The sequence below is a fragment of the Corynebacterium sp. ACRPZ genome, from assembly GCF_022346205.1.
GTDB classification, from domain to species: domain Bacteria; phylum Actinomycetota; class Actinomycetes; order Mycobacteriales; family Mycobacteriaceae; genus Corynebacterium; species Corynebacterium lehmanniae.
Genome location: NZ_JAKRMR010000004.1, coordinates 1 through 23,313 on the forward strand (window position 1 = coordinate 1; position 23,313 = coordinate 23,313).

22 protein-coding genes, 1 tRNA gene and 1 pseudogene are annotated in these 23,313 nt (G+C 68.1%); 17 read left to right on the plus strand and 7 right to left on the minus strand.

The genetic code is table 11. The features are described 5' to 3' along the window. Positions 1–190 precede the first annotated feature (190 nt). On the minus strand, positions 191–874 hold the full coding sequence (glxR, locus tag MHX64_RS03615) for a CRP-like cAMP-activated global transcriptional regulator GlxR (protein WP_034996942.1): 684 nt from the start codon (positions 872–874) through the stop codon (positions 191–193). A gap of 264 nt (positions 875–1,138) precedes the next feature. On the opposite strand from glxR, the gene nth reads away from it, so the two are divergent. From nth to MHX64_RS03635, 4 genes are read left to right on the plus strand one after another with little or no spacing between them, the layout of a single operon-like run. Next, a complete protein-coding gene (nth, locus tag MHX64_RS03620; RefSeq protein WP_181890111.1) occupies positions 1,139–1,912 on the plus strand; it encodes an endonuclease III in 774 nt (257 codons plus the stop codon). Further along, positions 1,909–2,442 carry a TlpA disulfide reductase family protein gene (locus MHX64_RS03625; protein ID WP_239356004.1) on the plus strand — a complete coding sequence of 178 codons (534 nt, stop codon included), beginning with the start codon at positions 1,909–1,911 and terminating at the stop codon, positions 2,440–2,442. Before nth ends, MHX64_RS03625 begins: the two co-directional genes overlap by 4 nt. Then, positions 2,443–3,141 carry a CoA pyrophosphatase gene (locus MHX64_RS03630; RefSeq protein ID WP_239307011.1) on the plus strand — a complete coding sequence of 233 codons (699 nt, stop codon included), beginning with the start codon at positions 2,443–2,445 and terminating at the stop codon, positions 3,139–3,141. Positions 3,142–3,151: 10 nt separating this feature from the next. After that, positions 3,152–4,339: a MarP family serine protease gene (locus MHX64_RS03635; protein WP_239356003.1), complete on the plus strand. Its 1,188-nt coding sequence runs from the start codon at positions 3,152–3,154 to the stop codon at positions 4,337–4,339. On the opposite strand, the gene MHX64_RS03640 is transcribed toward MHX64_RS03635, so the two are convergent. Both MHX64_RS03640 and MHX64_RS03645 read right to left on the minus strand, forming a co-directional pair. Then, a complete protein-coding gene (locus tag MHX64_RS03640) occupies positions 4,329–4,886 on the minus strand; it encodes a phage holin family protein (protein WP_239307010.1) in 558 nt (185 codons plus the stop codon). The two genes, MHX64_RS03635 and MHX64_RS03640, sit on opposite strands and share 11 nt — an antisense overlap. A 123-nt stretch (positions 4,887–5,009) precedes the next feature. Next, positions 5,010–5,825: an HAD family phosphatase gene (locus MHX64_RS03645; protein WP_239356002.1), complete on the minus strand. Its 816-nt coding sequence runs from the start codon at positions 5,823–5,825 to the stop codon at positions 5,010–5,012. Between the two features lie 179 nt (positions 5,826–6,004). On the opposite strand from MHX64_RS03645, the gene ssd reads away from it, so the two are divergent. The 7 genes from ssd to MHX64_RS03680 are packed head-to-tail and all read left to right on the plus strand — an operon-like array spanning position 6,005 to position 10,246. Then, positions 6,005–7,021: a septum site-determining protein Ssd gene (ssd, locus tag MHX64_RS03650; RefSeq protein ID WP_239356001.1), complete on the plus strand. Its 1,017-nt coding sequence runs from the start codon at positions 6,005–6,007 to the stop codon at positions 7,019–7,021. Further along, entirely contained in the window at positions 7,022–8,143 is a 1,122-nt protein-coding gene (locus MHX64_RS03655) for a TadA family conjugal transfer-associated ATPase (RefSeq protein ID WP_239356000.1), read from the plus strand. It begins immediately after the preceding gene. Continuing rightward, positions 8,140–8,883, plus strand: a complete 744-nt coding sequence (locus tag MHX64_RS03660) for a type II secretion system F family protein (RefSeq protein WP_239355999.1) — start codon at positions 8,140–8,142, stop codon at positions 8,881–8,883. The genes MHX64_RS03655 and MHX64_RS03660 overlap by 4 nt, the downstream gene beginning before the upstream one ends. Beyond that, positions 8,880–9,428 carry a type II secretion system F family protein gene (locus tag MHX64_RS03665; RefSeq protein WP_239355997.1) on the plus strand — a complete coding sequence of 183 codons (549 nt, stop codon included), beginning with the start codon at positions 8,880–8,882 and terminating at the stop codon, positions 9,426–9,428. Before MHX64_RS03660 ends, MHX64_RS03665 begins: the two co-directional genes overlap by 4 nt. Before the next feature lie 13 nt (positions 9,429–9,441). Next, on the plus strand, positions 9,442–9,663 hold the full coding sequence (locus MHX64_RS03670; protein ID WP_239355995.1) for a DUF4244 domain-containing protein: 222 nt from the start codon (positions 9,442–9,444) through the stop codon (positions 9,661–9,663). Further along, positions 9,663–9,932, plus strand: a complete 270-nt coding sequence (locus MHX64_RS03675) for a hypothetical protein (RefSeq protein ID WP_181890100.1) — start codon at positions 9,663–9,665, stop codon at positions 9,930–9,932. The genes MHX64_RS03670 and MHX64_RS03675 overlap by 1 nt, the downstream gene beginning before the upstream one ends. Further along, the gene (locus MHX64_RS03680) at positions 9,932–10,246 is read left to right on the plus strand and encodes an Rv3654c family TadE-like protein (RefSeq protein WP_239355993.1); all 315 of its coding nucleotides are present in this window, start codon (positions 9,932–9,934) and stop codon (positions 10,244–10,246) included. Before MHX64_RS03675 ends, MHX64_RS03680 begins: the two co-directional genes overlap by 1 nt. On the opposite strand, the gene MHX64_RS03685 is transcribed toward MHX64_RS03680, so the two are convergent. Then, positions 10,243–12,588 (minus strand): DEAD/DEAH box helicase, encoded by a 2,346-nt coding sequence (locus tag MHX64_RS03685; protein WP_239355992.1) that lies wholly within the window; start codon positions 12,586–12,588, stop codon positions 10,243–10,245. The genes MHX64_RS03680 and MHX64_RS03685 overlap by 4 nt on opposite strands. Before the next feature lie 180 nt (positions 12,589–12,768). Here MHX64_RS03685 and MHX64_RS03690 point away from each other — a divergent pair, with 180 nt between their 5' ends. Beyond that, entirely contained in the window at positions 12,769–12,972 is a 204-nt protein-coding gene (locus tag MHX64_RS03690) for a cold-shock protein (RefSeq protein ID WP_034996968.1), read from the plus strand. A 44-nt stretch (positions 12,973–13,016) separates the two neighbouring features. Here the strand turns inward: MHX64_RS03690 and MHX64_RS03695 are convergent, their stop codons facing one another. After that, entirely contained in the window at positions 13,017–13,643 is a 627-nt protein-coding gene (locus MHX64_RS03695; RefSeq protein WP_239355991.1) for a VTT domain-containing protein, read from the minus strand. A gap of 136 nt (positions 13,644–13,779) precedes the next feature. Between MHX64_RS03695 and topA the strand changes: the two genes are divergently transcribed. Together topA and MHX64_RS03705 are read left to right on the plus strand one after the other, a co-directional pair. Continuing rightward, a complete protein-coding gene (gene topA / locus MHX64_RS03700) occupies positions 13,780–16,662 on the plus strand; it encodes a type I DNA topoisomerase (RefSeq protein ID WP_239355990.1) in 2,883 nt (960 codons plus the stop codon). A gap of 154 nt (positions 16,663–16,816) precedes the next feature. Continuing rightward, positions 16,817–17,854: an HNH endonuclease signature motif containing protein gene (locus tag MHX64_RS03705; RefSeq protein ID WP_239355989.1), complete on the plus strand. Its 1,038-nt coding sequence runs from the start codon at positions 16,817–16,819 to the stop codon at positions 17,852–17,854. A gap of 51 nt (positions 17,855–17,905) precedes the next feature. Here MHX64_RS03705 and MHX64_RS03710 read toward each other — a convergent pair. Then, positions 17,906–19,231: pseudogene (locus tag MHX64_RS03710) on the minus strand (adenylate/guanylate cyclase domain-containing protein); the annotation flags it as partial. 235 nt (positions 19,232–19,466) lie between these two features. Here MHX64_RS03710 and MHX64_RS03715 point away from each other — a divergent pair. Together MHX64_RS03715 and MHX64_RS03720 are read left to right on the plus strand one after the other, a co-directional pair. Further along, the gene (locus tag MHX64_RS03715; protein ID WP_239355987.1) at positions 19,467–20,666 is read left to right on the plus strand and encodes a DNA polymerase III subunit delta'; all 1,200 of its coding nucleotides are present in this window, start codon (positions 19,467–19,469) and stop codon (positions 20,664–20,666) included. 66 nt (positions 20,667–20,732) lie between these two features. Further along, positions 20,733–20,805, plus strand: a tRNA-Thr gene (locus MHX64_RS03720). On the opposite strand, the gene MHX64_RS03725 is transcribed toward MHX64_RS03720, so the two are convergent. After that, entirely contained in the window at positions 20,805–22,430 is a 1,626-nt protein-coding gene (locus MHX64_RS03725; RefSeq protein ID WP_239355986.1) for an AMP-binding protein, read from the minus strand. The two genes, MHX64_RS03720 and MHX64_RS03725, sit on opposite strands and share 1 nt — an antisense overlap. A 53-nt stretch (positions 22,431–22,483) precedes the next feature. On the opposite strand from MHX64_RS03725, the gene MHX64_RS03730 reads away from it, so the two are divergent. Further along, positions 22,484–23,308 (plus strand): GDSL-type esterase/lipase family protein, encoded by an 825-nt coding sequence (locus tag MHX64_RS03730; protein ID WP_239355985.1) that lies wholly within the window; start codon positions 22,484–22,486, stop codon positions 23,306–23,308. Positions 23,309–23,313 lie beyond the last annotated feature (5 nt).

Below are 23,313 nucleotides of genomic sequence, written 5' to 3' on the forward strand. Positions count from 1 at the left end.
CCGACCGGACTACCCAAAGAGGTCACCATCATCCGCACAACCACCAAAACCCGCCCACAATCACCCACACTTACCGTCGCCTGAACCAGAAACTGTTCACAACCACTTGACACAAAGCGACGCCAACGCTCCGGCTTCTCCCACCTGGGGAAATGCCGGAGCGTTGTCGATTTGTGCAAACGGGGGCGCGCTAGCGGGCGCGGCGGGCGAGGTGCTCGGTGTCGACTATGAGCACGCTCTTGCCCTCGAGGCGGATCCAGCCGCGGTGGGCGAAGGTGGCCAGCGCCTTGTTCACCGTCTCGCGGGAGGCGCCGACGAGCTGGGCGATCTCTTCCTGCGTCAGGTCGTGGTTGACGCGCAGGGCGCCGCCTTCGTGGGTGCCGAAGCGGTTGGCCAGCTGCAGCAGCGTCTTGGCCACGCGGCCGGGCACGTCGGTGAAGATGAGGTCCGCAAGCGACGCGTTTGTGCGGCGCAGGCGGCGGGCCAGTACGCGGAGGAGCTGCTGGGAGATCTCCGGGTGGGTGTCGATCCAGGTGCGCAGCATGGTGGAGTCCATGGTGGCGCAGGTGACTTCGGTGACGCACACTGCGGAGGAGGTGCGTGGACCCGGGTCGAAGATAGACAGCTCGCCGAACATGTCCGACGGGCCCATCACGGACAGCAGGTTCTCGCGGCCGTCCGGGGCGTGGCGGGCGAGCTTAATTTTGCCGTCGACGATGATGTAGAGGCGGTCGCCGGGTTCGCCTTCGTCGAAGATGGTGGTGCCTTTGGGGAAGGTCACCGTGTCCATCTCGTTGATTAGCGCGGCTACTGCTTCCGGGTCCACGCCCTGGAAAATGCCGGCGCGGGCGAGTGTGTCCTGTACGCCTTCCATGAATCCTCCTCGGTTGGGACGGCCAGGGGGCAGTGGTTGCAGTCACTTTCGCGTAACTTTTTGGCAGCCGTCACAGTGCGTTTTGCACTTTACCACCCATGCGCGGTCTTGGTCAGGTGGTTGGCCAAGTTGGTGTTAATCCACCACGCGCGCCTCGAGCCGCTCCATCGCCAGCGGGAACGCTCCGAGCACTACCGGGATCAGCAGCACGAGAATCACATTCATAGGTGTCATTTTACGCCACGCATAACTAGCATGTCGGTCATGTCCTCCACCACGCCGAAAAAACACCGCCGCCCCGGATCCCATCCGGCGGCGAAGGGGGCGGAGACGGACATCGGCCGCACGAGGAGGGCCCGCCGGATCAACCGCACGCTGGCGGAGACGTTCCCGGACGCGCACGCTGAGCTGGACTTTTCCAACCCGCTGGAGCTGCTAGTGGCGACGGTGCTTTCGGCGCAGACCACGGACGTGCGCGTCAACATGGTCACCCCGGCGTTGTTTGCCAAGTACCCCACCGCCCACGCGTACGCGGAAGCCGATCAAACCGAGGTGGAGGAGCTTATCCGTTCCACCGGTTTCTACCGCTCGAAGGCGAAAAACCTCATCGGTTTAGGCCAGAAGCTGGTGGCGGATTTCGGCGGGGAAGTGCCCACCAAACTCGAGGATCTGGTGACGCTTCCGGGCGTGGGCCGCAAGACGGCGCACGTGGTGCGCGGCAACGCGTTCGGCATGCCGGGGCTGACGGTGGACACGCACTTTCAGCGGCTGGTCAAGCGCCTCATGCTCACCGAGGAAACGGATCCGGTGAAGATCGAGCACGCCATCGCCGGGCTCATCGAGCGCCGCGAGTGGACCATGTTCTCCCACCGCATCATCTTCCACGGCCGCCGTATCTGCCACGCCCGCAAACCGGCGTGCGGCGTGTGCCCGATCGCGTTCGACTGCCCGAGCTTCGGCGCCGGCCCCACCGATCCGGAGGCGGCCTCGGACCTGGTCACGGGCCCGGAGCGCGACCACATCCTGGGGCTTGCATGAAGCGCGCGATCTGGGTGAGTGTTGCGGTCATCGTCGCGGTGACCCTGCTCGTGGTGGCGGGCGCGCGCAGTTTGCTTGTCGACGATCAACCAACGGGGGACCCTGTGGCCGTCGAGAAGCAGGTGCCTCAACGGCCGGACTGCCCGGCTGGGCTGGACCTGCCGTGCCTGGGCGGGGACGTGGCCGGCGAGGCCAAGGAGATCACCGTGGTCAACGTGTGGGCCTGGTGGTGCCAGCCGTGCCGCGCGGAGCTGCCGGCAGTGGAGGAGTTCGCGCGCACGCACCCGGAATACACGGTGGTGGGCGTGCACGCGGACCAAAACGCGGGCAATGGCGCGGCACTGCTGGAGGATGTCGGGGTGGGCCTGCCCAGCTACCAGGACGACTCGGGCGCCTTCGCCGCCGAGCAGGGGCTGCCGCCGGTGGTGCCGGTGACGGTGGTGCTGCGCGGCGGCGATCAGGTGGCGGTGTTTGCCAGGGAATTCACCTCGGCTGAAGAGCTCGCCGCAGCTGTCGAGGGGGCGTTGTAGATGGATGCCCCGCTGCGCCCGGACCGTGCGCCGCTGTGGCTCAAACCCCTGCTAGAGGCCATCGCGGATGGCGGGGCAGAGATCCCACGCAGGCTCCTGTCGCCCCGCGTGCTGCAACAAGACGGCGCGGATCAAGCCGCGGTGCTAATCCTGTTCGCCGGCGACCCGCGCGCCACCGAGCTGCCAGAAGACGCACGGGTGCTGATTACCCACCGCACCCCGCGCATGCGCAGCCACTCCGGGCAGATGGCCTTTCCCGGCGGCCACATTGACCCCGATGACGGCGGCCCGGTGAACGCCGCGCTGCGCGAGGCGTGGGAGGAAACCGGCCTGGACCCGGACCGGGTGATCCCGCTGGCCATGCTGGCCGCGGCGACCACCGGCGGAAGCAACCGGCGCGTGCGCCCCGTGGTGGCGTTCACCCCGGAGCCGGGGGAGGTCTACCCGGCCAGCAAGGAGGAGACGGACGCGGTGTTTTTCGTGCCGGTGCGCGAGCTGGTGGATCCGCGAAACCGGGCGATGCTGGGCATCAAGGAATGGTCGGGGCCGGCGTTTTGGGCAGGCGAGTTTCTGGTGTGGGGCTTTACCGGCGTGCTGCTCGCCGTGGTGCTGAAGCTGGGCGGCTGGGTGCGGCCCTGGGACGAAAAGCCTGGCGACTTGCGGGCTGCGCTGGCGCGTTCTGCCAACCGTGAGCGGTAACATCACCGGAATGCACCTGGTTATCGACGTCCTGCTCGCGCTCGCCGTCGTCGCCGCCTGCATCAGCGGCTGGCGCCAGGGGGCGCTCTCCGCGGTGCTTTCCGCAATCGGCGTGGTGGCGGGCCTGGTCATCGGGCTTGCGCTGGCACCGTTCGTCCTGGACTTGTCGGAGTCCCAGACGGTGCGCATTGTGCTGCTCATCGCCCTGGTCGTGCTGTTTGTGGGCCTGGGCAACCTGGTCGGCGTCACCGTCGGCGCCAGCCTGCGCGGGCGTGTGCGCTCCCGGGGCCGCCGCGTGCTGGATTCCGCGCTCGGCGCGACGTTCCAATCGGTGGCGGTGGCTGCGGTGCTGTGGTTCATCTCCATCCCGCTGGCGGCCTCGGTGCCGGGCGAGATCGGCGACGGCATCCGCTCCTCCCGCGTCTTCGGCACCATCAACGCCGCCGCGCCCGAGTCCGCCTCGAAGCTGCCGGCGAGGTTCGCCGCGCTTCTCGACGAATCCGGGCTGCCGCCGTTGGTCTCCCCCTTCCATTCGCTGGGCGGGGCGCAGGTAGCGGCGCCGGATGGGTCCGTGGTGGAGCCGGAGGTCGTCGAGAAGCTTCGCCCCAGCGTGGTGCACGTGATGGGGGACGCGGAAACCTGCCGGCGGCGCCTGATGGGCACCGGTTTCGTCATCGAGGACGGCTACGTGCTCACCAACGCGCACGTGGTGGCCGGCACCGAACGGGTGGCCCTGGACACTGTGGTGGGAGTCAAGCCCGCGCAGGTGGTGCTGTTTGACCCGGACACCGACATCGCGGTGCTGCGCGCCGAGGAACTGGGCCTGCCGGAGCTGCGCTGGGCCGAAGACGAGCTGGCGGTCAGCGACAGCGCCGTGGTGATGGGCTACCCCAAGTCCGGCCCGTTCGAGGCGGCGCCGGTGCGCATCCGCGGCAAGCTGGAAATCGCGGGCCCGGACATCTACACCACCGGGCGCGTGGAGCGCGAGGCGTACACCATCCGCGGCAACATCCGCCAGGGCAACTCCGGCGGGCCGCTGCTCACCCCGGGAGGCGAAGTCGCGGGAATGATCTTCGGGGCGTCCCTGGACACCTCAGAAACGGGATACGCGCTGACTGCACACCAGGTGCAGCAGCGCGTAGGGGATGTGCGGAGCTTAACGCGCCCCGCGGATACGCAAGCGTGCGTTAGCGGTTAACGGCGGTGGAGCCGGTGCGCGGCAGCGAGGAGCCCGTGCCGGAGGAGGTGTAGAGGCCAGCCTCGTCCTTGGCCAGGTTCTTCTGCGCCTGGCCCGGCTTGAGGTTCTTCAGCTCGTTGACGGACTCGATGGTCTTCTCCGGCGCCTTGATCTTCTTGATCTTCTTGAAGCCGATGAAGGCGAGCAGGCCAGCCAGCGCCAGCATGACCAGGAAGACAATCAGGAACGCCCAGCCGCGGTGCATCCAGGACGCGAGCATCTCCGCGATGGCGAAGAAGAGGAAGAAGGAGGAGTACAGCGCGATCACGCCGGCCACGGCGAACAGGCCGCCGCCCATGGCGCCCTTCTTCACCTCGCCGACGACCTCGGCCTTGGCCAGCTCGATCTCGCCGCGGACCAGGGTGGAGACCTGCTGGGACGCGTTGGAGATCAGGGTGCCGATGGAGTCGTTGCCCGGCTGGGTGGCGTAGGTGTCGCGCAGCGGGATGGAGTCCACCTTGGCGTTCACGGCGGTGGAGCCGCTGGTGTAGAGGCCTTCGTTGCTCACTTGTAGTTCACCTTCCTGGGTGGCTTTTATACGGCACCCGGGAAGGTGCCTGGAAATTCTTCACACGATGTTAGCGATGTATGGAGGTATTTGCCCGAATCGGGGTAGAAAAGTCACGCGGTTTTACGCCGAGCGCTTGTCGTCCTTGCCGCCGCCCATGGCGCGGGCGATGAGGACACCGGCGACTGCCAGGGCGGTCACGCCAGCGATCACGCCCGCGCCGATGCCCACTTCGCGCGCGTTCGGCATCTGGAACAGCGGCTCCGGGTTTTTGAAGGTGCGGGCCTGCCAGCCGTTGGCCAGCGCGTGTTTCTTCAGCGCCCGGTCCGGGTTCACGGCCACCGGGTTGCCCACCAGCTCCAGCATGGGGATGTCGGTGGCCGAGTCGGAGTAGGCGTAGCTGTGGTCCAGGTCGAAGTCGTGCTCGGCGGCGAACTGTCGCACCGCCTCGGCCTTCGCGTCGCCTTTGAGGTAGCGGGTGATTTCGCCGGTGAGCTTGCCGTTTTCCACGGCCATTTCGGTGGCGACCACGGTGTCCACTCCGAGTTCGTCGGCGATCGGCTCCACCAGGATCGCAGCCGAGGCCGAGATGATGATGACGTGGTGGCCGGCGTTCCTGTGGTCGTCGATAAGCTGGCGCGCCTCGGCGTAAATAGCGGGGGCGACCACCTCGCGCAGAGTGTCGCGGGTGATGCGCTGGATGGCTGCGACGTCCCAGCCGGCGACCATCTGCGCCAGCGCGTCGCGGGTGGAGTCCATCTTCTGGCTGGACTGGCCCACCAGCATGTACTGGGCTTTGGTGAGGTAGAGCTCCCAGGCTTCCTGGCGGGTGATCATCCCGTTGTTCAGGAATTCTTTGCCGAAGGCGAACGCGGACGACGTCGCAATGATCGTCTTGTCCAGGTCGAAGAAGGCCGCCACCGGCTTGTTAGCAGACATACTCCTGCAGTGTAGACCCCAAACCCTACGGATGCGTAGCTAAGGCCTGTGAAACCAGTGTGACGCGTGGGGCGACTTATCCACAGCGGAATTGTTGAAGCGTCCGCAATAGGGGTGGGTTATCCACAGAAAAAATTTTGCCCATTGTTTCCGGGTTGCCACGGTTGCACGCTACCGCCATGACACACGCAAACACAGGCCCCATCGTCGTCGCGGTCGCGGACCCGGCGCTGCACTCCGAAGCCATCCACATCGCCGCCGCCACAGGTCGCAAGGTCATCGACGCCGCCGACGACACCCAGCTCGCCCGCCACGCTCCCAAGGCGCATGCCTTGCTTATCGACGACCTCCGGGCCCCCTCCTTAAGCACCCAAACACGGGGACCGAACGTGTTCACCGTGGTCGCGGACACCGCCCCGGCCGCGACGCGCGAGGACGTCTTCGCCCTGCCCGCCCAGGCCGCGGACGTGCTGCGCAGCATCGGCGCGCTCGCGCTGGCCCCGGCTGTGTCGGCGGCGAGTGGGAAGGTCGTCGCCGTGCTCGGCGCGTGCGGCGGGGCGGGCGCGTCGGTGCTCGCCGCGGCGCTGTGCCGGGCGGCGGGCAACGCCACGCTGGTGGACGCCCACCAGCTCTCCGGCGGCCTGGACCTGTTGCTGGGGCTAGAGAGCACGCCCGGCGCGCGCTGGGGCGAGATCGACTTCGCCGCCGGCGGGGCGGTCTCGCGCGCGGAGTTGCGCGGGGCGCTGCCCGCCGGCGAGGACGGCACCGCGCTGCTGACGTTTCCGCGAACAACCGTGGCGGACCCGTTCCGGCTGACATTGGATGAGCTCAACGCCGTGGTGCACGCCGCCGGCACGGAGGGGCTGACGGTGGTGGACGCCCCGCTTGCGTTGTTGCCGGACCGCTGCGACCTCGCCGTGGTCATGCTGCGGCCCGAGCTGCGCGCGGCCGCTGCCGCCGCCCGGATCGTCGCCGAGTGCAACGCCGCCGGGGTGGCCAACGCGCTGGTGCTGCGGCACAGCGAGTGGGCCTCGCTGGAGCCCGCTCAGGTGGAGGACACGGCGAAAGCGTCCGTGATCGCGCAGGTGCAGCAGGTCCGCGGGTTGACCAAGCAGCTGGACCAGGCCGGCCTGCCGGCGAAGCTGCCGCGCACGCTCAACCGCGCCGCCGAGGCAGTGCTGGGGGAGGTGGCCTAGATGGACGAGGTGCTCGCCCGCGTGAAGCGCCGCCTGGCCGACGAGCCGGCTCAGCCCGACCCGGCGCGCATCGCCGCGATCATCCGCGAAGAAGCGGTGGTGATCAGCGACATCGGGGTGCTCGACATCATGCGCAAGCTTCGCGACGACACCACGGGCGCCGGCCCCCTAGAAGCCATCCTGGCGGATCCTGCCGTGACCGACATCTGCGTCAACGCCCCGGACGAGGTGTACGTGGACACCGGCCAGGGGCTGGAGCGCTCGGGGTTGACGTTCGACTCGGAGGCCTCCGTGCGACGGCTCGCCACCCGCCTGGCCGTGAGCTGCGGGCGCAGGTTGGACGACGCGCAGCCGTTCTGCGACGGGCACGTCACCCGCGACGACGGCACCCTGCTGCGCTTCCACGCCGTGCTCGCCCCGACCGCCCAGGCGGGCACGTGCATTTCCCTGCGCGTGCTGCGCACTGCCTCGGCCACGCTCGACGATCTGGTGGCGCGTGGCGCGCTTGACGAAAAGAGGGCGGCGCTGGTGCGGGGGATCGTCGCAAAGCGAAAGGCATTCGTGGTGGTCGGCGGCACCGGCTCCGGCAAGACCACGTTGCTGTCCGCGCTGCTGGCGGAGGTGGACCCGGCCGAGCGCATCGTGGCCATCGAGGACACACTCGAGCTGACCCCGGGCCACCCGCACGTGGTGAACCTGACCAGCCGCGGCGCCAACGCCGAGGGCGCCGGCGCGATCACCATCGCGGACCTGGTGCGCCAATCGCTGCGCATGCGCCCCGACCGCATCGTCGTCGGCGAGATCCGCGGCGGGGAAGTGGTGGACCTGCTCGCCGCGTTAAACACCGGCCACGACGGCGGGGCCGGCACCCTGCACGCCAACTCCATCGAGGAGGTGCCCGCCCGCTTCGAGGCGCTCGCGGCACTCGGCGGGATGGACCGCGCCGGGCTGCATGCCCAGCTCGCCGCCGCCATCGACGTGGTGCTGGTGGTCAAACGCCGCACCGACGGCACCCGCTACCTGCAGCAGATCGGCGTGCTCGAGGGCGAGCCGGTGCGCGCGAGAGTGGTCTGGGACGCCGATCGCGGCGAGCTGGATGGCTACGAGGATCTCGCCCGATGATCACCGTGATTCTGCTCGCCTGCGCTGTCGCCGTCGCCGCGCCGTCGCCCGCGTACCGGGTGGTCGAGCGCACCCTAAGCCCCGCGCCCAGGCTTATCCCGGCCACCGTGGCGGTTGCGGGCATCGGCGCGGTGGTGTTCGGCCGCGTCAGCCTCGTGGTCGCCGCGGCCATGGCCGGCGCGACGCTGGTGCACGTGCTGCGCGCCCGCCGCGACGACAGGGCCGCCCGGCGGCGCAGCGCGGCGGCCGCGACGTACCTCGGGGCAGTGTCCACCAACCTGCAGGCAGGCGCCGCCATGCCGGACGCGCTGGCGCGTGCCGCCGAGCAGGCGCCGGCCCCGCTGCAACCGGAAGCGGCCCGCCTGACGCAACTTGCCCGCTCCGGCGCGCCGCTGGAGACACACGTGCCGGAGCTTGCACGCCTCGGCACGCTGTGGGCCCTGTCGGCCTCGCGCGGGGTGCCGCTGGCGAAGCTGGTCGCCGCACTCCGCGACGACATCGACCACACCAACCGACACCGCGACGCCACCCGCGCCGCCCTGGCCGGCCCGCAAACCACCGCCGCAGTCCTCGCACTGCTGCCTGTTGCCGGGGTGCTCATGGGCACCGCGATGGGCGCGAACCCGCTGGCGTTTCTCACCGGCGGCGGGCTCGGCGGGGCGCTGTTGGTGGTGGGCACCGCGCTGGTGTGCGCAGGCGTGGCAGTCTCGCGCCGCATCATCGAGGGGGCCAGCGCATGATCGGCCTTGTTCCAGCACTCCTCGTCGCTGCGGCGCTGTTTGTCGCTCCGGCTGGCCCGGGCGGCCGCGTCACCGCAGCCACCCCGAAGGCGCCCCGCGACGGTCCCGAAAGGGCCGACCCGGAGCGCTGCGCCAGCGACATCGAACTGTTCGCTGCATGCGTCTCAGCGGGCCTGCCCGCCGCCACCGCGGCGGCTGCGGTCGCCGACACCCACGGGACACGCAGCCCGTGGCACACCGTGGCCTCGCTGACGGCGCTGGGGGTCGAACCCCAGCGCGCCTGGGCCGAGATCTGCCACCTGCCAGGTGGTGAGGATCTCGCCGGGCTTGTTGCCCTATCCGCCACCTCCGGGACCTCGCTGGCCGCAGGCTGCGGGCGCATCGCCGCCCAGCTGCGCGCGGGCGCGGGGGACCGGGCCAAAGCCAAAGCGGAACGCGCGGGCGTGCTCATCGCCATCCCGCTCACCGCGTTTTTTCTGCCGGCGTTTTTCGTCCTCGGGCTCGCGCCCGCGGTGATCAGCCTCGGCACCTCACTGATCAACTAGAAGGAGTTTTCCCATGCGTCACCTCAATTCCGCACTCACTGCTACCTACCTGTACGCTGCCTCCAGAGCCCAGAAATTGCGCTCTGACCAGGGGATGTCCACCATCGAATACGCCTTTGGAAGTCTGGCGGCCGCGGCGCTTGCCGGCGTGCTCTACCTCGTGGTCAACGGCGACGCCGTCACTAACGCCATCGAAAGCGTCATCACCGACGCGCTGAGCAACACGCCGGGCTGATGAGCACCATCGAAACCGCGCTGTCGCTGTCGGCCCTCGTGGTGGTCACAGCCGCGATCGTGGGCGGGATCGCCACCGTTGCCGCCTACATCACGGCGGTGGACATCGCGGGCGCCGCGGCTCGCGCCCACGCGCTGGGGGTGGACTACGCCGCGCCCCGCGGCGACGTTGCCGTCACCGAAAACGCGGGCCTGGCCACCGCGGCGGCCTCGGTCCCGGCACCGATCGGCACCATGCGCGCCACAGCCGTGTTCCCGGTGGAATTCTGATGCGTCTGCTTTCCGACGAAGGCTCCGCCACCATCACCGCCACCGGCATCATCACGTCAGTCGTGTCGCTCGCGCTGGCGGTGGTGGCCCTCGGGGTGCACACCTCCGACACGCACCGGGCCCGGGTCGCGGCGGACCTGGCCGCCGTGGCCGGCGCGACCGCGATGTACCGGGGCGGTGACGCCTGTGCCACCGCGGACCGCACCGCGCAGCTCAACGGCGCGCGCGTGGTCTCCTGCGAGATCACAGCGGGCGACGTCGTTGTGGAAGCCACCCGCCGCCGTGCGGAGGCCGCCGCCCGCGCCGGGCCTTAGCGTGGCTTTTCACCAGCCGTCATGGTCACCAGCGCGCCGAGCAGTTTTAGCGCGGCGCGCTTGTCCAGCGGCTGGTTGCCGTTGCCACACTTCGGCGACTGCACGCACGACGGGCAGCCGTCCTCGCAGCCGCAGGAGCGCACGGTCTCCCAGGTCGCCTCGATCCACTCGTGGAAGCGGGCGAAGCCCTCGTCGGCGAAGCCCGCGCCGCCGGGGTGGCCGTCGTAGACGAACACCGTGGGCAGCATCGTGTCCGGGTGCAGCGCGGTGGACACGCCCCCGATGTCCCAGCGGTCGCACGTGGCCAACAGCGGCAGCAGCCCGATCGCGGCGTGCTCGGCGGCGTGCAGGGCGCCCGGGATCTCGCCGGCGGTAATGCCCAGTTCGTCCAGCACCATCGGGTCGATGGTGTACGCCACCGCGCGGGTGACCAAGCGCTGCTCGGGCAGGTCGAGGGGGATGTGTTCGCTGACGGTGCCGTCGGCAAGCCGCACCACGTAGCCGGTGACCCGGTCGATGACCTCCACGTCGACGCTTGCCACCCACAGCCCCGGCGAGGGGTTCACCAGCTGGTGGGCCTCGCCCAGGATCGTGATGTCCGTCGTCGAGCGCGCCTGCGTGGAGTAGTCCGGCCGCTCAGGCGCCACCAGTGCGACGTAGTCGTCCAGGTCCAGCGCCTGGACCACGAAGTACTCGCCTTGGTGGATGTAGACCGCCCCGTCGTGCACCTGGCTCATCGCGCGCGCCGCGTCCACGGTGCCGAGCAGCCGACCGTCGGTGACGTCCACGATCATCACCTGCTCGCCCACACCGCCGCGCAGCGACACCGAGGCGTGCGCCGACTCCGGCGTGATCTCGCCGTCTAACTGCGGCACCGCGAACCACCCGGCCGGCCGGCGGCGCAGAAGGCCCGCGGCGGTCAGGTCGTCCACCACGTCGCGCGCGCCGAAGGCCTCGACGTCCGCCTCGCTCAACGGCCGTTCCACCGCGGCGCAGTACACGTGCCCGCGCAAAATGAACGGGTTAGTCGGGTCGAACACCGAATTCTCCACCGGTGTACCCAGAAGCGCTTCCGGGTGGTGGACCAGGTAGGTGTCCATCGGCTCGTCGCGCGCCACCAGCACCGCCACCGAGCTCTGCCCGCGACGGCCCGCGCGCCCCGCCTGCTGGCGAAACGACGCCACCGTGCCCGGAAACCCCGCCATCACCACCGCGTCCAGTCCGCCGACGTCGATGCCCAGCTCCAGCGCGTTCGTGGACGCCACCCCCAGCAGCTCACCGTTGTCCAGGCGGCGCTCCAGCTCGCGGCGGTCCTCCGCCAAATACCCCGCCCGGTACGGCGCGACGCGCTCGGCCATATCCGCGCGGCCCGCCGTCGACAGGTGCTCCTGGGTGCGCATCGCCACCGTCTCCGCGGCGCGCCGGGACCGCACGAACGTCAGCGTCCGCGCGCCCTGCAGCAACAGCTCCGCGGACACTGAAGCGGCCTCCGCGGTGGCGGGGTAGCGCACCGGCGCGCCGCCCTCGCCCTCGGCGCCCTCGATGAAGCCGGGCTCCCACAGCACGATGGTGCGCTCGCCGGAAGGGGCGGCGTCCTCGGTCACGGCCACAGCCTCGCGCCCGCTCAGCCGGCGGGCCTGCCCCGCCGGGTCCGCCGCGGTGGCCGACGCGTAGATCAGCGTCGGGGAAGACCCGTACGCGGCGGCGATGCGCAGCAGCCGCCGCAGCACTAAAGCCACGTTCGCGCCGAACACGCCCCGGTAGGTGTGGCACTCGTCCACCACCACGTACTTCAAGTGCCGCAAGACCCGCGCCCACCGCGCGTGCGAGCCCAACACAGAGGCGTGCAGCATGTCCGGGTTGGTGAACACGTAGCGCGTGTGCTCCCGAATGCCCGCGCGCGACTCTGTCGGCGTGTCCCCGTCGTAAGGCGCCGGGTGGATGCCCTCCAAGCCCGCGCCCTTAACCATCCGCAGCGTGGCCTGCAGCTGGTCCGAGCCCAGCGCTTTCGTCGGCGTCAGATACACCGCGCACGCCGTCGGATCCTGCGCCAGCGCGGTCAGCACCGGCAGCTGGTAGCCCAACGACTTGCCGGAGGACGTCCCCGTCGCCACCACCACGTCCTCGCCGCGCCACGCGTGCTCTGCGCACAAGGCTTGGTGGAGGTAGGGGGAAGCGAAGCCTTCGTCGATAAGCAATTGCTTCAAACGCGGCTCCACCCACCCAGGCCACTCGCTGAAGCGGGCCTGACGTGCGGGGACCTGCTCGACATGCGTGATCGTCGCCGCGGGGTGGCGGCGCTTGAGCGCGCCGAGCAGCTCAGTACCGAACGGGGAAACCATAATCACAGGGAAGTATGCCAGTTCCCAGTGCTAAGGCCCGCACTTCATGGCACACTAGGTGGCGGTCACAGATTTTGTGTGCGCCCGAAGCGGTGCTCGCGAGGATTGTGCACGCGGGCACCAGGACCCGTTAGGCCCTGGTGGACGACATCTCTACGCAAATTTTTGAAAGGTTTCACCATGGCAACCGGTACCGTGAAGTGGTTCAACGCCGAAAAGGGCTTCGGCTTCATCGCCCCGGACGACGGCTCCTCCGACGTCTTCGTCCACTACTCCGAAATCCAGGGCTCCGGCTTCCGCACCCTGGAAGAAAACCAGCAGGTCGAGTTCGAGGTCGGCGAGGGCGCCAAGGGGCCGCAGGCACAGCAGGTGCGCGCGCTCTAAGCACTCCTTGCTTATCGACGGGGCTTCGCTCGAAGCCCCGTTTTTTACACGTTACTCACGCCCTGGCGCACATCACGCCACTCGGCCAGCTTGTTCTGGCCCTTTTGAATCAAGTAGCCGACAGTCGAGCCGAGCACCACGCCCAGAAGCATCGCCAACAGCGGGTAGTCCTGCAAGATGCGCCCACCCAGGTAGCCGACGCCGACGCTCAACAACGCCCACAGAATCACGCCGACGGTGTCGAAGAAGACGAACTTGAACCAGTTGTAGCGCACCGACCCCAGCACAATCGTGGCCACCCAGCGCGCCCAAGGAATGAAACGCGCGACGATAAGCGTCGCGCCCGCGCCGCGGTTCATGTTCCGGCGCACCCACCGGATCGCCTGGCCCGCCTTCGACTCCGGGTCCAGCGCCTCCACCCGGCCGATGAGCTTTCCGCCGAGCGCGAAGCAGATGTTGTCGCCGATGATCCCGCCGATGATCGCCGCAACGATCACGCCCCACACGCTCGGCACCCCGCGGGAGGCGGAAAACGCGCCCGCCAAGTTCAGCACCGTCTCCGACGGCACCACGGGCGCCAGCGCATCAGCGACAATAAGTACCGTCACCAGCGGGTAAAACACCGGCATCGCCATGAGCGTGTGCAGGAAATCGATGAGGGAATCGACCACGTAGACGCATCCTTTCCGCCCCCGGCCAAAACGGCACCGGGGCACCCGAGCAGTGTAGTCCTATTACCCGGGTGCACAATCGTGTGCTAGTTGTCTGTTAGGCAATAACTCTGTGCAAAGCGAGGTGTCAGTCAACGTGGCTGAAGGCGGCAAGACTCTGGTGATCGTGGAGTCCGCGACGAAGGCGAAGAAGATCCAGAAGTACCTGGGCGACGACTTTATTGTGGAAGCCTCCGTCGGCCACATCCGTGACCTGCCCGGCCGCGCCGCCGACATCCCCGCCAAGTACAAGAAGGAGGCGTGGGCGAAACTCGGCGTCAACCCCGAAGACGGCTTCACACCCATCTACGTCGTCTCCGCGGACAAGAAAAAGAAGGTCACCGACCTCAAATCCAAGCTCAAGCAGGCCGACAAACTCCTGCTCGCGACAGACCCCGACCGCGAAGGCGAAGCCATTGCCTGGCACCTGCTGGAAACCCTCAAGCCCAAGGTGCCGGTGGAGCGCATGGTGTTCAACGAGATCACCGAATCCGCCATCCGCGAAGCCGCCGAAAACACCCGCGAGCTGGACATGGCGCTCGTCGACGCCCAGGAGACCCGCCGCATCCTCGACCGCCTCTACGGCTACGAAGTCTCGCCCGTGTTGTGGAAGAAGGTCATGCCGCGCCTGTCCGCCGGGCGCGTGCAGTCCGTGGCCACCCGCGTCATCGTCGAGCGCGAGCGCGAACGCATGGCCTTCATCTCTGCCGAATATTGGAATCTGGTGGCGGAGCTGCACAAGGACGAGACGTTCGACGCGAAGCTCGTCGCGCTCGACGGCAAGCGCATCGCCCAGGGCCGCGATTTCGATGACCGCGGGCGGCTGAAGGGCGAGGCGGTGGTCGTCGATAAGCAAAAGGCGCACTCGCTTGCCGACGCGCTGGGCACCGCGCCCATGCACGTCACCGCAGTGGAGGAAAAGCCCTACTCGCGCAAACCGTACGCGCCGTTTATGACCTCCACGCTGCAGCAAGAAGCCGGGCGCAAACTGCACTTCACCTCCGCGCGCACCATGCGCATCGCGCAACGGTTGTACGAAAACGGCCACATCACCTACATGCGTACAGACTCCACGTCGCTGTCCAAGCAGGGCCTCGACGCCGCGCGCTCCGCCGCCCGCGAGCTGTACGGCGCCAATTACGTCACGGATGCGCCGCGCACCTACGACCGCAAGGTGAAAAACTCGCAGGAAGCCCACGAAGCCATCCGCCCCGCCGGCGAACGCTTCGCCACCCCCGGACAGCTGGCTGGATCGTTGGACGCCGAGGAGTTCAAACTCTACGAACTCATCTGGGCGCGCACCGTCGCCTCCCAGATGCAAGACGCCCGCGGCACCTCGATGAAAGTCACCGTTCAGGGTGACGCCGCCGGCGAGGCGTGCGAGTTCGCCGCCACCGGCCGCACCGTCACCTTCCCCGGCTGGCTGCGCGCATACTCCGACCGCCAAGCCAACGAAACCCGCCTGCCGCAGCTGACCAAGGGCGACGAGCTGGCCACCAATAAGGTCACGGCAGACGGCCACTCCACCAACCCGCCGGCGCGCTACACCGAAGCCTCGCTGGTGAAGAAGATGGAAGACCTCGGCATCGGGCGTCCGTCCACCTACGCGTCGATCATCAAGACCATCCAGGACCGCGGCTACGTCGTCGCCCGCGGCAACGCCCTGGTGCCGTCGTGGGTCGCGTTCTCCGTGGTGGGCCTTTTGGAGAACAACTTCGACGCGCTCGTGGACTACGACTTCACCTCGTCCATGGAAGACGAGCTCGACGAAATCGCCCACGGCAACCAGGACCGCACCAAGTGGCTGTCCGGCTTCTACTTCGGCGACGCCGACGCGCGCGAATCCATGGCGCAGGCACTCGCGCGCCGCGGCGGGCTGAAGCACATGATCGAGGACAACCTCGAGTCCATCGACGCGCGCGCCGCGAACTCGTTGAAGCTTTTCGACGATGCCGAAGGCCGCCCCGTCATCGTCCGCGTCGGACGCTACGGGCCCTACATCGAGCGCGTGATCGGCGAGAAGGACGGCGAGCCCGAGTACCAGCGCGCCAACCTGCCCGAATCCGCCACCCCGGACGAGATCACCCTGGAGATGGCGGAGAAGCTCTTCGCCACCCCGCAGTCCGGCCGCGAACTCGGCGTCAACCCCGCCAACGGACGCACGGTGGTGGCGAAGGAGGGCCGTTTCGGCCCGTACGTCACGGAGCTCGTGCGTGACGACGAGCGCGCCACCGCCGAATCCCGCGCCGAGGAAGTCATCGCCGCGGAGCGCGCCGAGGAGGACGCCCAGCGCGCCGCAGAAGGCAAGCGCGCGAAGAACTGGGAGACCAAGACGGCCGCGGCGCAGAAGGAAAAGCGCATGGCGCAGCTTGTCGACGAGCAGCTCAAGCCCGCCACCGCGTCCCTGTTTTCCTCGATGGAGCCGTCGAGCGTCACTTTCGACGAGGCGATGCAGTTGCTGTCCCTGCCTCGCGAGGTTGGCGAGGACCCGGCGGACGGCGAGATGATCACCGCCCAGAACGGCCGCTACGGCCCGTACCTGAAGAAGGGCTCCGACTCGCGTTCGCTGGCTTCGGAGGACCAGATCTTCTCCATCACGCTGGAGGAGGCCCGCCGCATCTACGCCGAGCCGAAGCGCCGCGGACGCGCCGCCGCGAAGCCGCCGCTGAAGATGCTCGGCGACAACGACGTCTCCGGCAAGCCGATGACCATCAAGGACGGCCGCTTCGGCCCGTACGTCACCGACGGCGAAACCAACGCGTCCCTGCAGCGCGGCGACACCCCGGAAACCATGACGGACCAGCGCGCCAACGAGCTGCTGTCCGCCCGCCGCGCCCGCGAGGCTGAGGGCGGAGGCAAGAAGGCCACGAAGAAGAAGGCCACCAAAAAGGCCAGCAAGAAGGCCGCCAAAAAAGCTGCGAAGAAGGTTGCTCGCCCGAAGCAGACCACCAAGCGGGTGGTCAAGGCCCGCAAGCGCTAGAAGTAGGCAGCGTATACCGCGGTGGCGTGCGTGCGCCACCGCGTTTTGCGTTCCTGTGGACAACTGTGTTGCGGCGTCAACAATCGGCGGGGGTTATCCACAGATTTTGATTTGGGTCTTGTCGGGGTTGCGATGCCGCCATAGCTTCTGGGCCATGAACTTCACTGACTTTGTTTCCGCAGGCGTGGCCGTGCTCGCCGACTTCGACCGCGACGTAGCCATGGCCGCCGGCCTGTCCACCGGCCGGGTGCGCGACCTGGCCCGGGTGCACCACGCGTATTACGGGCCGACCCAGTTCACCCGCAAACAACGCGACGCCCTCGCCGCCGCGGAAGGCTTACCTATCGACCAGCTCGTGCACATCGAGAAGAAACTGCTCGCCGTCGAAGGCGCCGCCGAACGCTGGCGCATCCGCTTAGACCTGGTGCGCCTCCGCGGCTCCTACAGGGCACTGACCAAGCGGATCAAACGGCTGATCAAACAACCCGTCAAACCCGCCCCACCCTCGTGCAAGTTTTCCCGCTCCAAGGCCGGCATGCGCACCATGATCCTGACCTACAACGAGCGCGACCTCGCAGATTTGGAGCACCTGCTGCGCAAACTCATCGACGCAGACGACCCCGCCGCCGCCCAAATGGCCCACACCCTCATCGGGATCCTGCGCGACGGCAAAGGCGTGCCGAAGGCGAACTTCCGGCCGATCATTCTGGTGCCGATCGCCGACTGGGCCCGCATCCAATCCGGCCACGCAGACGAGGTCACCCTGATCTGCACCGACGGCACCACCATGACCGGGGCCGAGTACATGGAGCACGAATTCGGCGACATACTCGAAGTCGCCGCGTTCCACCCCCAAGAAGGACCAGTCAACCTGTACTACGCCGAGCGCTGCGCCAACGCGAAGCAGAAGGTCATGTCGAAGCTGCTCTGCCCGCGATGTGCGTTTCCCGACTGCAAACACTCCGCAGAGACCACCCAAACCCACCACATCAATGCCTGGCGCTACGGGGGAATGACCAACATGGACAACCTCGCCGAACTCTGCCCCTTCCACAACGGGGTCAACGCCGACAACAGGCAAGGCCCGTTCGGCTACATCGACAACCCCAACGCCCGCATCCACTGGGTCGCACCCAACGGCACACGCGTCCCCATGACCACCCCAGGCGCCATGGAGCTGCTCTTCGACTAACCACACACCGAAAACCCGCCCCACCGGGCGGGCACATCGGCATGCCCGAAACTAGGCGCGGTCGGCCATGGTGGAGCGCACCGGGCGCGCCAGCTGCGTCATCTTGCCGCGGCCGCGCAGCTCCACGGACTTCATCAGCGTCCAGCGCTGCTGCTCCACCTCGTTCGCCGCGCGCAGGGTTCCGGCGTTGGTCAGCACCAGGCCCGGGGTGTCCTTCGCCATGTCGGTCAGGCGCGCCGCGGCGTTGACGGCGTCGCCGATCACGGTGTACTCGAAGCGGTCCGAGCCGCCGATGTGGCCCGCCACCACGTGCCCGGACGCCACACCGATGCCAGCGCGCAGCTCTTGGCCGGCCAAATCCCGCTGGAGTTCGCGGGCGGCTTGGAGGGCGTGCGAAGCGGCGTCGTGAAGCGAAACGGGCGCCCCGAACACGGCCAAGGCCGCATCGCCCTGGAACTTGTTAATCACGCCCTTGTTGCGGTGCACCACCTCGACAACGACGTCGAAGAAGTCGTTCAGCGCAGCGACAACCTCCTCCGGTGTGTGGTCCACGGCGTAGGTGGTGGAGCCGACGACGTCGATGAACAGCACCGCCACCTTGCGCTCCTCGCCGCCGAGCTCCGGGATCTCCTCCAGCGCCTTCTGCGCCACCTCCACGCCGACGTACTGGCCGAAGATGTCGCGCACGCGCTGGCGGTCGCGCAGCCCCTTCATCATCTCGTTGAACCCGGCCTGCAACACGCCGATCTCGGAGCCGTCGTAAATGTCCACCTGCGTGTTCTGCTCGCCGCGGCGCACGCGGTTGATCGCGCCCTGCAGCTCCTTGATCGGGTCGGCCACACTCATGATCACCAGCGCGGTGCCCACGAAACCGGTGACCATGCCGGCGGTGATCAGCGCGACGATCGCGGAGGTGAGTTCGCCGACGTTGCCGGAGAAGTAGCCATAGCGCTGCGCCACCGTCAAAAGCAGCACGCCCACCATCGGCACGGCGGAGGTGGTGAACCACGTCAGGTAGAGCTGCCACTTGATCGGCGGCTGCAGCGTGGAGTCCTCGAAGCGGCGCGCCAGCGCGGACGCGGCGATGGGGCGCACGAGACGCTCGGCCTGCAGGTAGGTCAGCACGGCGGTGACGAAGGTGGTCAGCGCGGCGGTGGCGAGGACGACGGTGGCCAGGCGGACGTCGACACGCCAAGCCCCCACAGTGACGATCGCGGTGCCGATACCCCACACGCCCACCACAATGATGGTTTGCAGCACCGGCAGCCGCATGACCAGGTGGCGCACCATGTTCGGGTCGTGCCCGTCGGGGTGGCGCTGCCATTCCAGCACGGGCCGGAACAGGTACAGCGTGACCACCACGCCCAGCACCACGGCGATTGCCGCGTAGATCACGCCGATGGCGCCGAGCTGCCCGCCGAGGCCGAGTTCGCGCACTTCCGGCATGGGGATGAGGTAGCGCACGAACAGCATGCAGCCGATCGCGGCGATGACGTTGGTTCCCAGCACGGTCGCGGCGTACAGGGGCCATGACGTGCCCCAGAGCCACCGCAGCTCGCGCCAGAATCTTTCCATGGTGTATCACCTTAGCGCGCGGGTACTGTGATCATCCGTGACTACCCGTAGCGTCAGTGAGCGGCTTGCCGGTACTCCGGCGGTGCGCGAGACAATCATGTCGGCGGCCAAGGCTGCAAGGCTTGGCGACGGCTACGCCATGACCCACGCCTGGCTTTTCACCGGCCCTCCGGGAGCGGGCCGGTCGCAGGCAGCGTTGGCGTTCGCGGCGGCGCTGATGTGCACGGACCCGGTGGAGGTCGGGTGCGGGCGCTGCGAGGCGTGCCGGTTGGCGTTGGCAGGCACGCACACTGATCTGCTGCACGTGGTGCCGCAGCGGGTGAACATCCCGGTGGATTACGTGCGGCGCACGATCGTGCCGCAAGCAGCCCGCCTGCCGACGGTCGCCGCCTGGCGCGTCATCGTCATCGAAAACGCCGACCGGTTGAACACGGACGCCGCCGACGCGTTGCTGAAGACCGTGGAGGAGCCGCCGGAGCACACCGTGATCATCATGTGCGCGCCCTCGGCGGACCCGCAGGACTTTTCGCAGACGCTGCGCTCGCGCTGCCGCCACCTGTACGTGCCGGCGCCGACGGAGGACGAGGTCGTGCGCATCCTGGTCGAGGAGGAGGGCGCGACCGAGCGCGACGCGCGCCTTGCCGCCGCGGCGACGATGCGGCACGTGGGGCGCGCGCGGCTACTGGTGCGCTCGGACAAGGTGCAACAGCGCCGCTCCATGGCGATCAACCTGGCTGAGCTGGTGTTCCACGGCGCGCAGGCGTTCCAGGCCGTCGGCGCGCTGGTCAAGGCGGCGGAGAAGGAGGCCGTGGAGGCCCACAAGGCCGAGGACGAAGCCGAGCGGGCGAAGCTGGAAAACGCGCTCGGCATGGGCGCGAAAGGAAAAGGCGCGGGCAAGGCGTTGGTTGGCGTTGCGTCGTCGATAAAAGCGCTCGAAGAGGAGCAGAAGAAACGCGGCACCCGCCGCAAGCGCGACATGTTCGACCTGGTCCTGGTGGATCTGGCGGGGGTGTACCGCGACGCGATGATCATCCAGTCCGGCGCGGGGCTTGCCCTGATCCACCCGGACTACGAGGGCCTGGCGCGCGAGATCGCGGAGCGCACCACCCCCGACGGGCTGGTGGAATGCCAGGAAGCCATCGCGCAGTGCCGCGAGCGGCTGGCGCAGCAGGTGCAGCCGGCGGTGGCGTTTAACGGCATGCTGGGCCGGATCCGGCTCGCCTGCAAAGTGTCCTGAGCTGCCGGTTTCTTAGTTTTCCCCGGCTGCACTACACTTTCGCGATGGTGCATCTTTGTATGCCCGGCCACCTTAGCTCAGTCGGTAGAGCATCTCACTCGTAATGAGAAGGTCGCGAGTTCGATTCTCGCAGGTGGCTCAATTTTTTTGCCCTAAACCGGGCAAAAACCGCGGCACAACCTTGCCGACGGCGTTGCGCGGCAGCTCGTCGACGAAGTGCACGTCGCGGGGGATGGAGTGGTCGGCCAGGTGGGCGCGCACCCAGTCGCGCACCGCGTCGGCGGTGATGTCGGCGCTGCGAACCACCCACACGGCGATGCGCTTGAACATCTGCTCGTCGTCGACGCCGTGCGCGTACACCTCGCCGACTCCCGGCATGTCCTCGAGCACTTCCACCACGGATTGCGGGTGGACGTTTTCGCCGCCGACGATGATCATGTCGTCGTTGCGCGACTGCACGTGCAAATACCCGCGGTCGTCGAGGTAGCCCAAATCGCCCATTTCCACCAGCCCGTCGATCTCGACCATCTCGGTCGCCGGGTTGGTGTAGCCGCGCAGCGCCGTTTCGTTGTGCAGGAAGATGCGGCCGGTTTGGCCGGGGCGGACTTCGTTCCCTTGGTCGTCGTAAAGCTTGAGCACCGTGCCGGGCGGGATTTTGCCCACGGTGGTGGGGTCGGCCTGCATCTGTTCGGGCGAGGCGGCCGCGGCGAGGGCGAGTTCGGTGGAGCCGTAGATGTTGGCCAGGATCGGGCCGAAGCGCTCGGTGGTGCGGCGCAGCAGCGACGGGGTGACGGCGTTGCCGGCGGAGGCGAGGTAGCGCAGCGAGGACGTGTCGTAGCTTTCTTCCACGTCCAGCATCTGTTTGAAGAAGATGGGCGAGGAAATCAGCCCGTCGCAGCGGTATTTCTGGATGTCGCGGAAGCAGGCTTCCGGGTCGAAGATGCGGCGGGTGACGATGGTGGAGCGCGTCGCCAGCGCGACCTGCAGGGCGGACCAGCCCCAGGTGTGGAAGATCGAGGCGGTCAGTTGCACGGTGTCGCCCGCGCGCCACGGGATGGCTTCGAGGTAGCCGGCGACGACGAACGGCAGGCGCGGTTCGGGCCGCACGATGCCTTTGGGGATGCCGGTGGTGCCGGAGCTCATCAGGACGAGGTTGCCGTGTTTCGGCCAGCGGGGCAGTTGCCTATCGACGTCCATCCGGACCACCTGCCCAATCGAAAGCCCCTCGCCGCCGTCTTCGTGGGCGCGGACGATGGCGATGCCGTTGGTGTTGGCGGGGAGGCGGTCGGCGAATTCGTCGTCGATGAACAGGACGTTGATGTTGTTTTCGGCGAAGATGCCCGCGAGCTGCTCTGGCGAGGAGCCGATGTTGAGCAGGAAGATATGGGCGCCGGCGTAGCCTTTAGCGGCCAGCGGCAGGATGATGCCGCGGCCGTTGCGGGCCATCACACCGATGCGCAGTTCGTCGAGGCCGCGTTCGTCTTGTAGCGCGAGCAGCCATTTGGCCAGGGTGCGCGAGTCGTCGCGGAGTTGGCGGTAGGTGGTCACGCCGGTGTCGTCGATAAGTGCGATGCGGTCCGGTGCGGCAGCGGCACCCTGTTCGACCTCGCGGGCGGTGGTGAACCAGTAGCGCGCGAGGTTAGGCGCGAGCGCGAGGGCTGCGCGGGGGCCGCCTTCGGCGCTGACGATGCCGGCACGTGTAACGGCGGGCACGAAGCGGGCGAAAGACTTGAGTAGGAACAGCGGACGGTGGGTGGGTCGCATGTGGATAATGTAGCCTACTGTTACGCAAGTTCCCCCTGTGAAAGGATTTCGCCGTGTCATTTTCCCGCCGCATCGCCGCCGCCTTCGTTGCGGCGGCCACGCTTCTCGCCCCGCTCGCCCCGGCGGCGCAAGCGCAGGACCGCAACATGGTCATCTTCGGCGACTCTGTCATCTCCGACCCGAACATGGGCCAGTGGGCCGCAGGCAAGCTGGGGCTCGACCCGCGCGGGCGCTCCGACAACGGCACCTGGTGCCCGACCTCGCCGACGAACTGGGGCAAGCGCTCCGCCGCCAAGCTCGGCCTGGCCGCCCGCGACTACTCCTGCACCGGCGTGGTGACCATCTCCAAGGGCCCGGGCCTGTTCCAGCAGGTGGACCGCGCGATCGCGGACCGCGGCCTGTCCCCAGCGACCGCGCGCGTGATCATCTCCGTCGGCTTCAACGACACGTACAACAACACCTCGCGCCCGGATGCCGACATCCGCCGCGACTTCACCCGCTACATGGTCCCGCAGATCAACCGCATCCGCGCCGCCGCGCCGAACGCGCGCATCCAGATCGTGGGCTACCCGAAGATCACCGCCGGCGACCGCGTGTGCCTGTTCCACATCGCCCCGAACACCTCCGATTGGACCCGCTTCCAAGACGTGCAGCGCTGGGAGAACCTCGCGCAGTGGATGCAGGTGGATACCGCCCGCGCCGCCGGCGTGGAGTTTTTGGACCTGAAACCCTCCACGTGGAACAACAACATGTGCGCCCCCGACAACACGCGCATGTGGGCCGGCCTGGTGGACTTCTACGGCGGCCCGGGCAACCTGCCCATCCACGTTAACCAGCGCGGACACGAGCACGTGGCAAACGTCATCGCCCGCTCGTAGTGTTG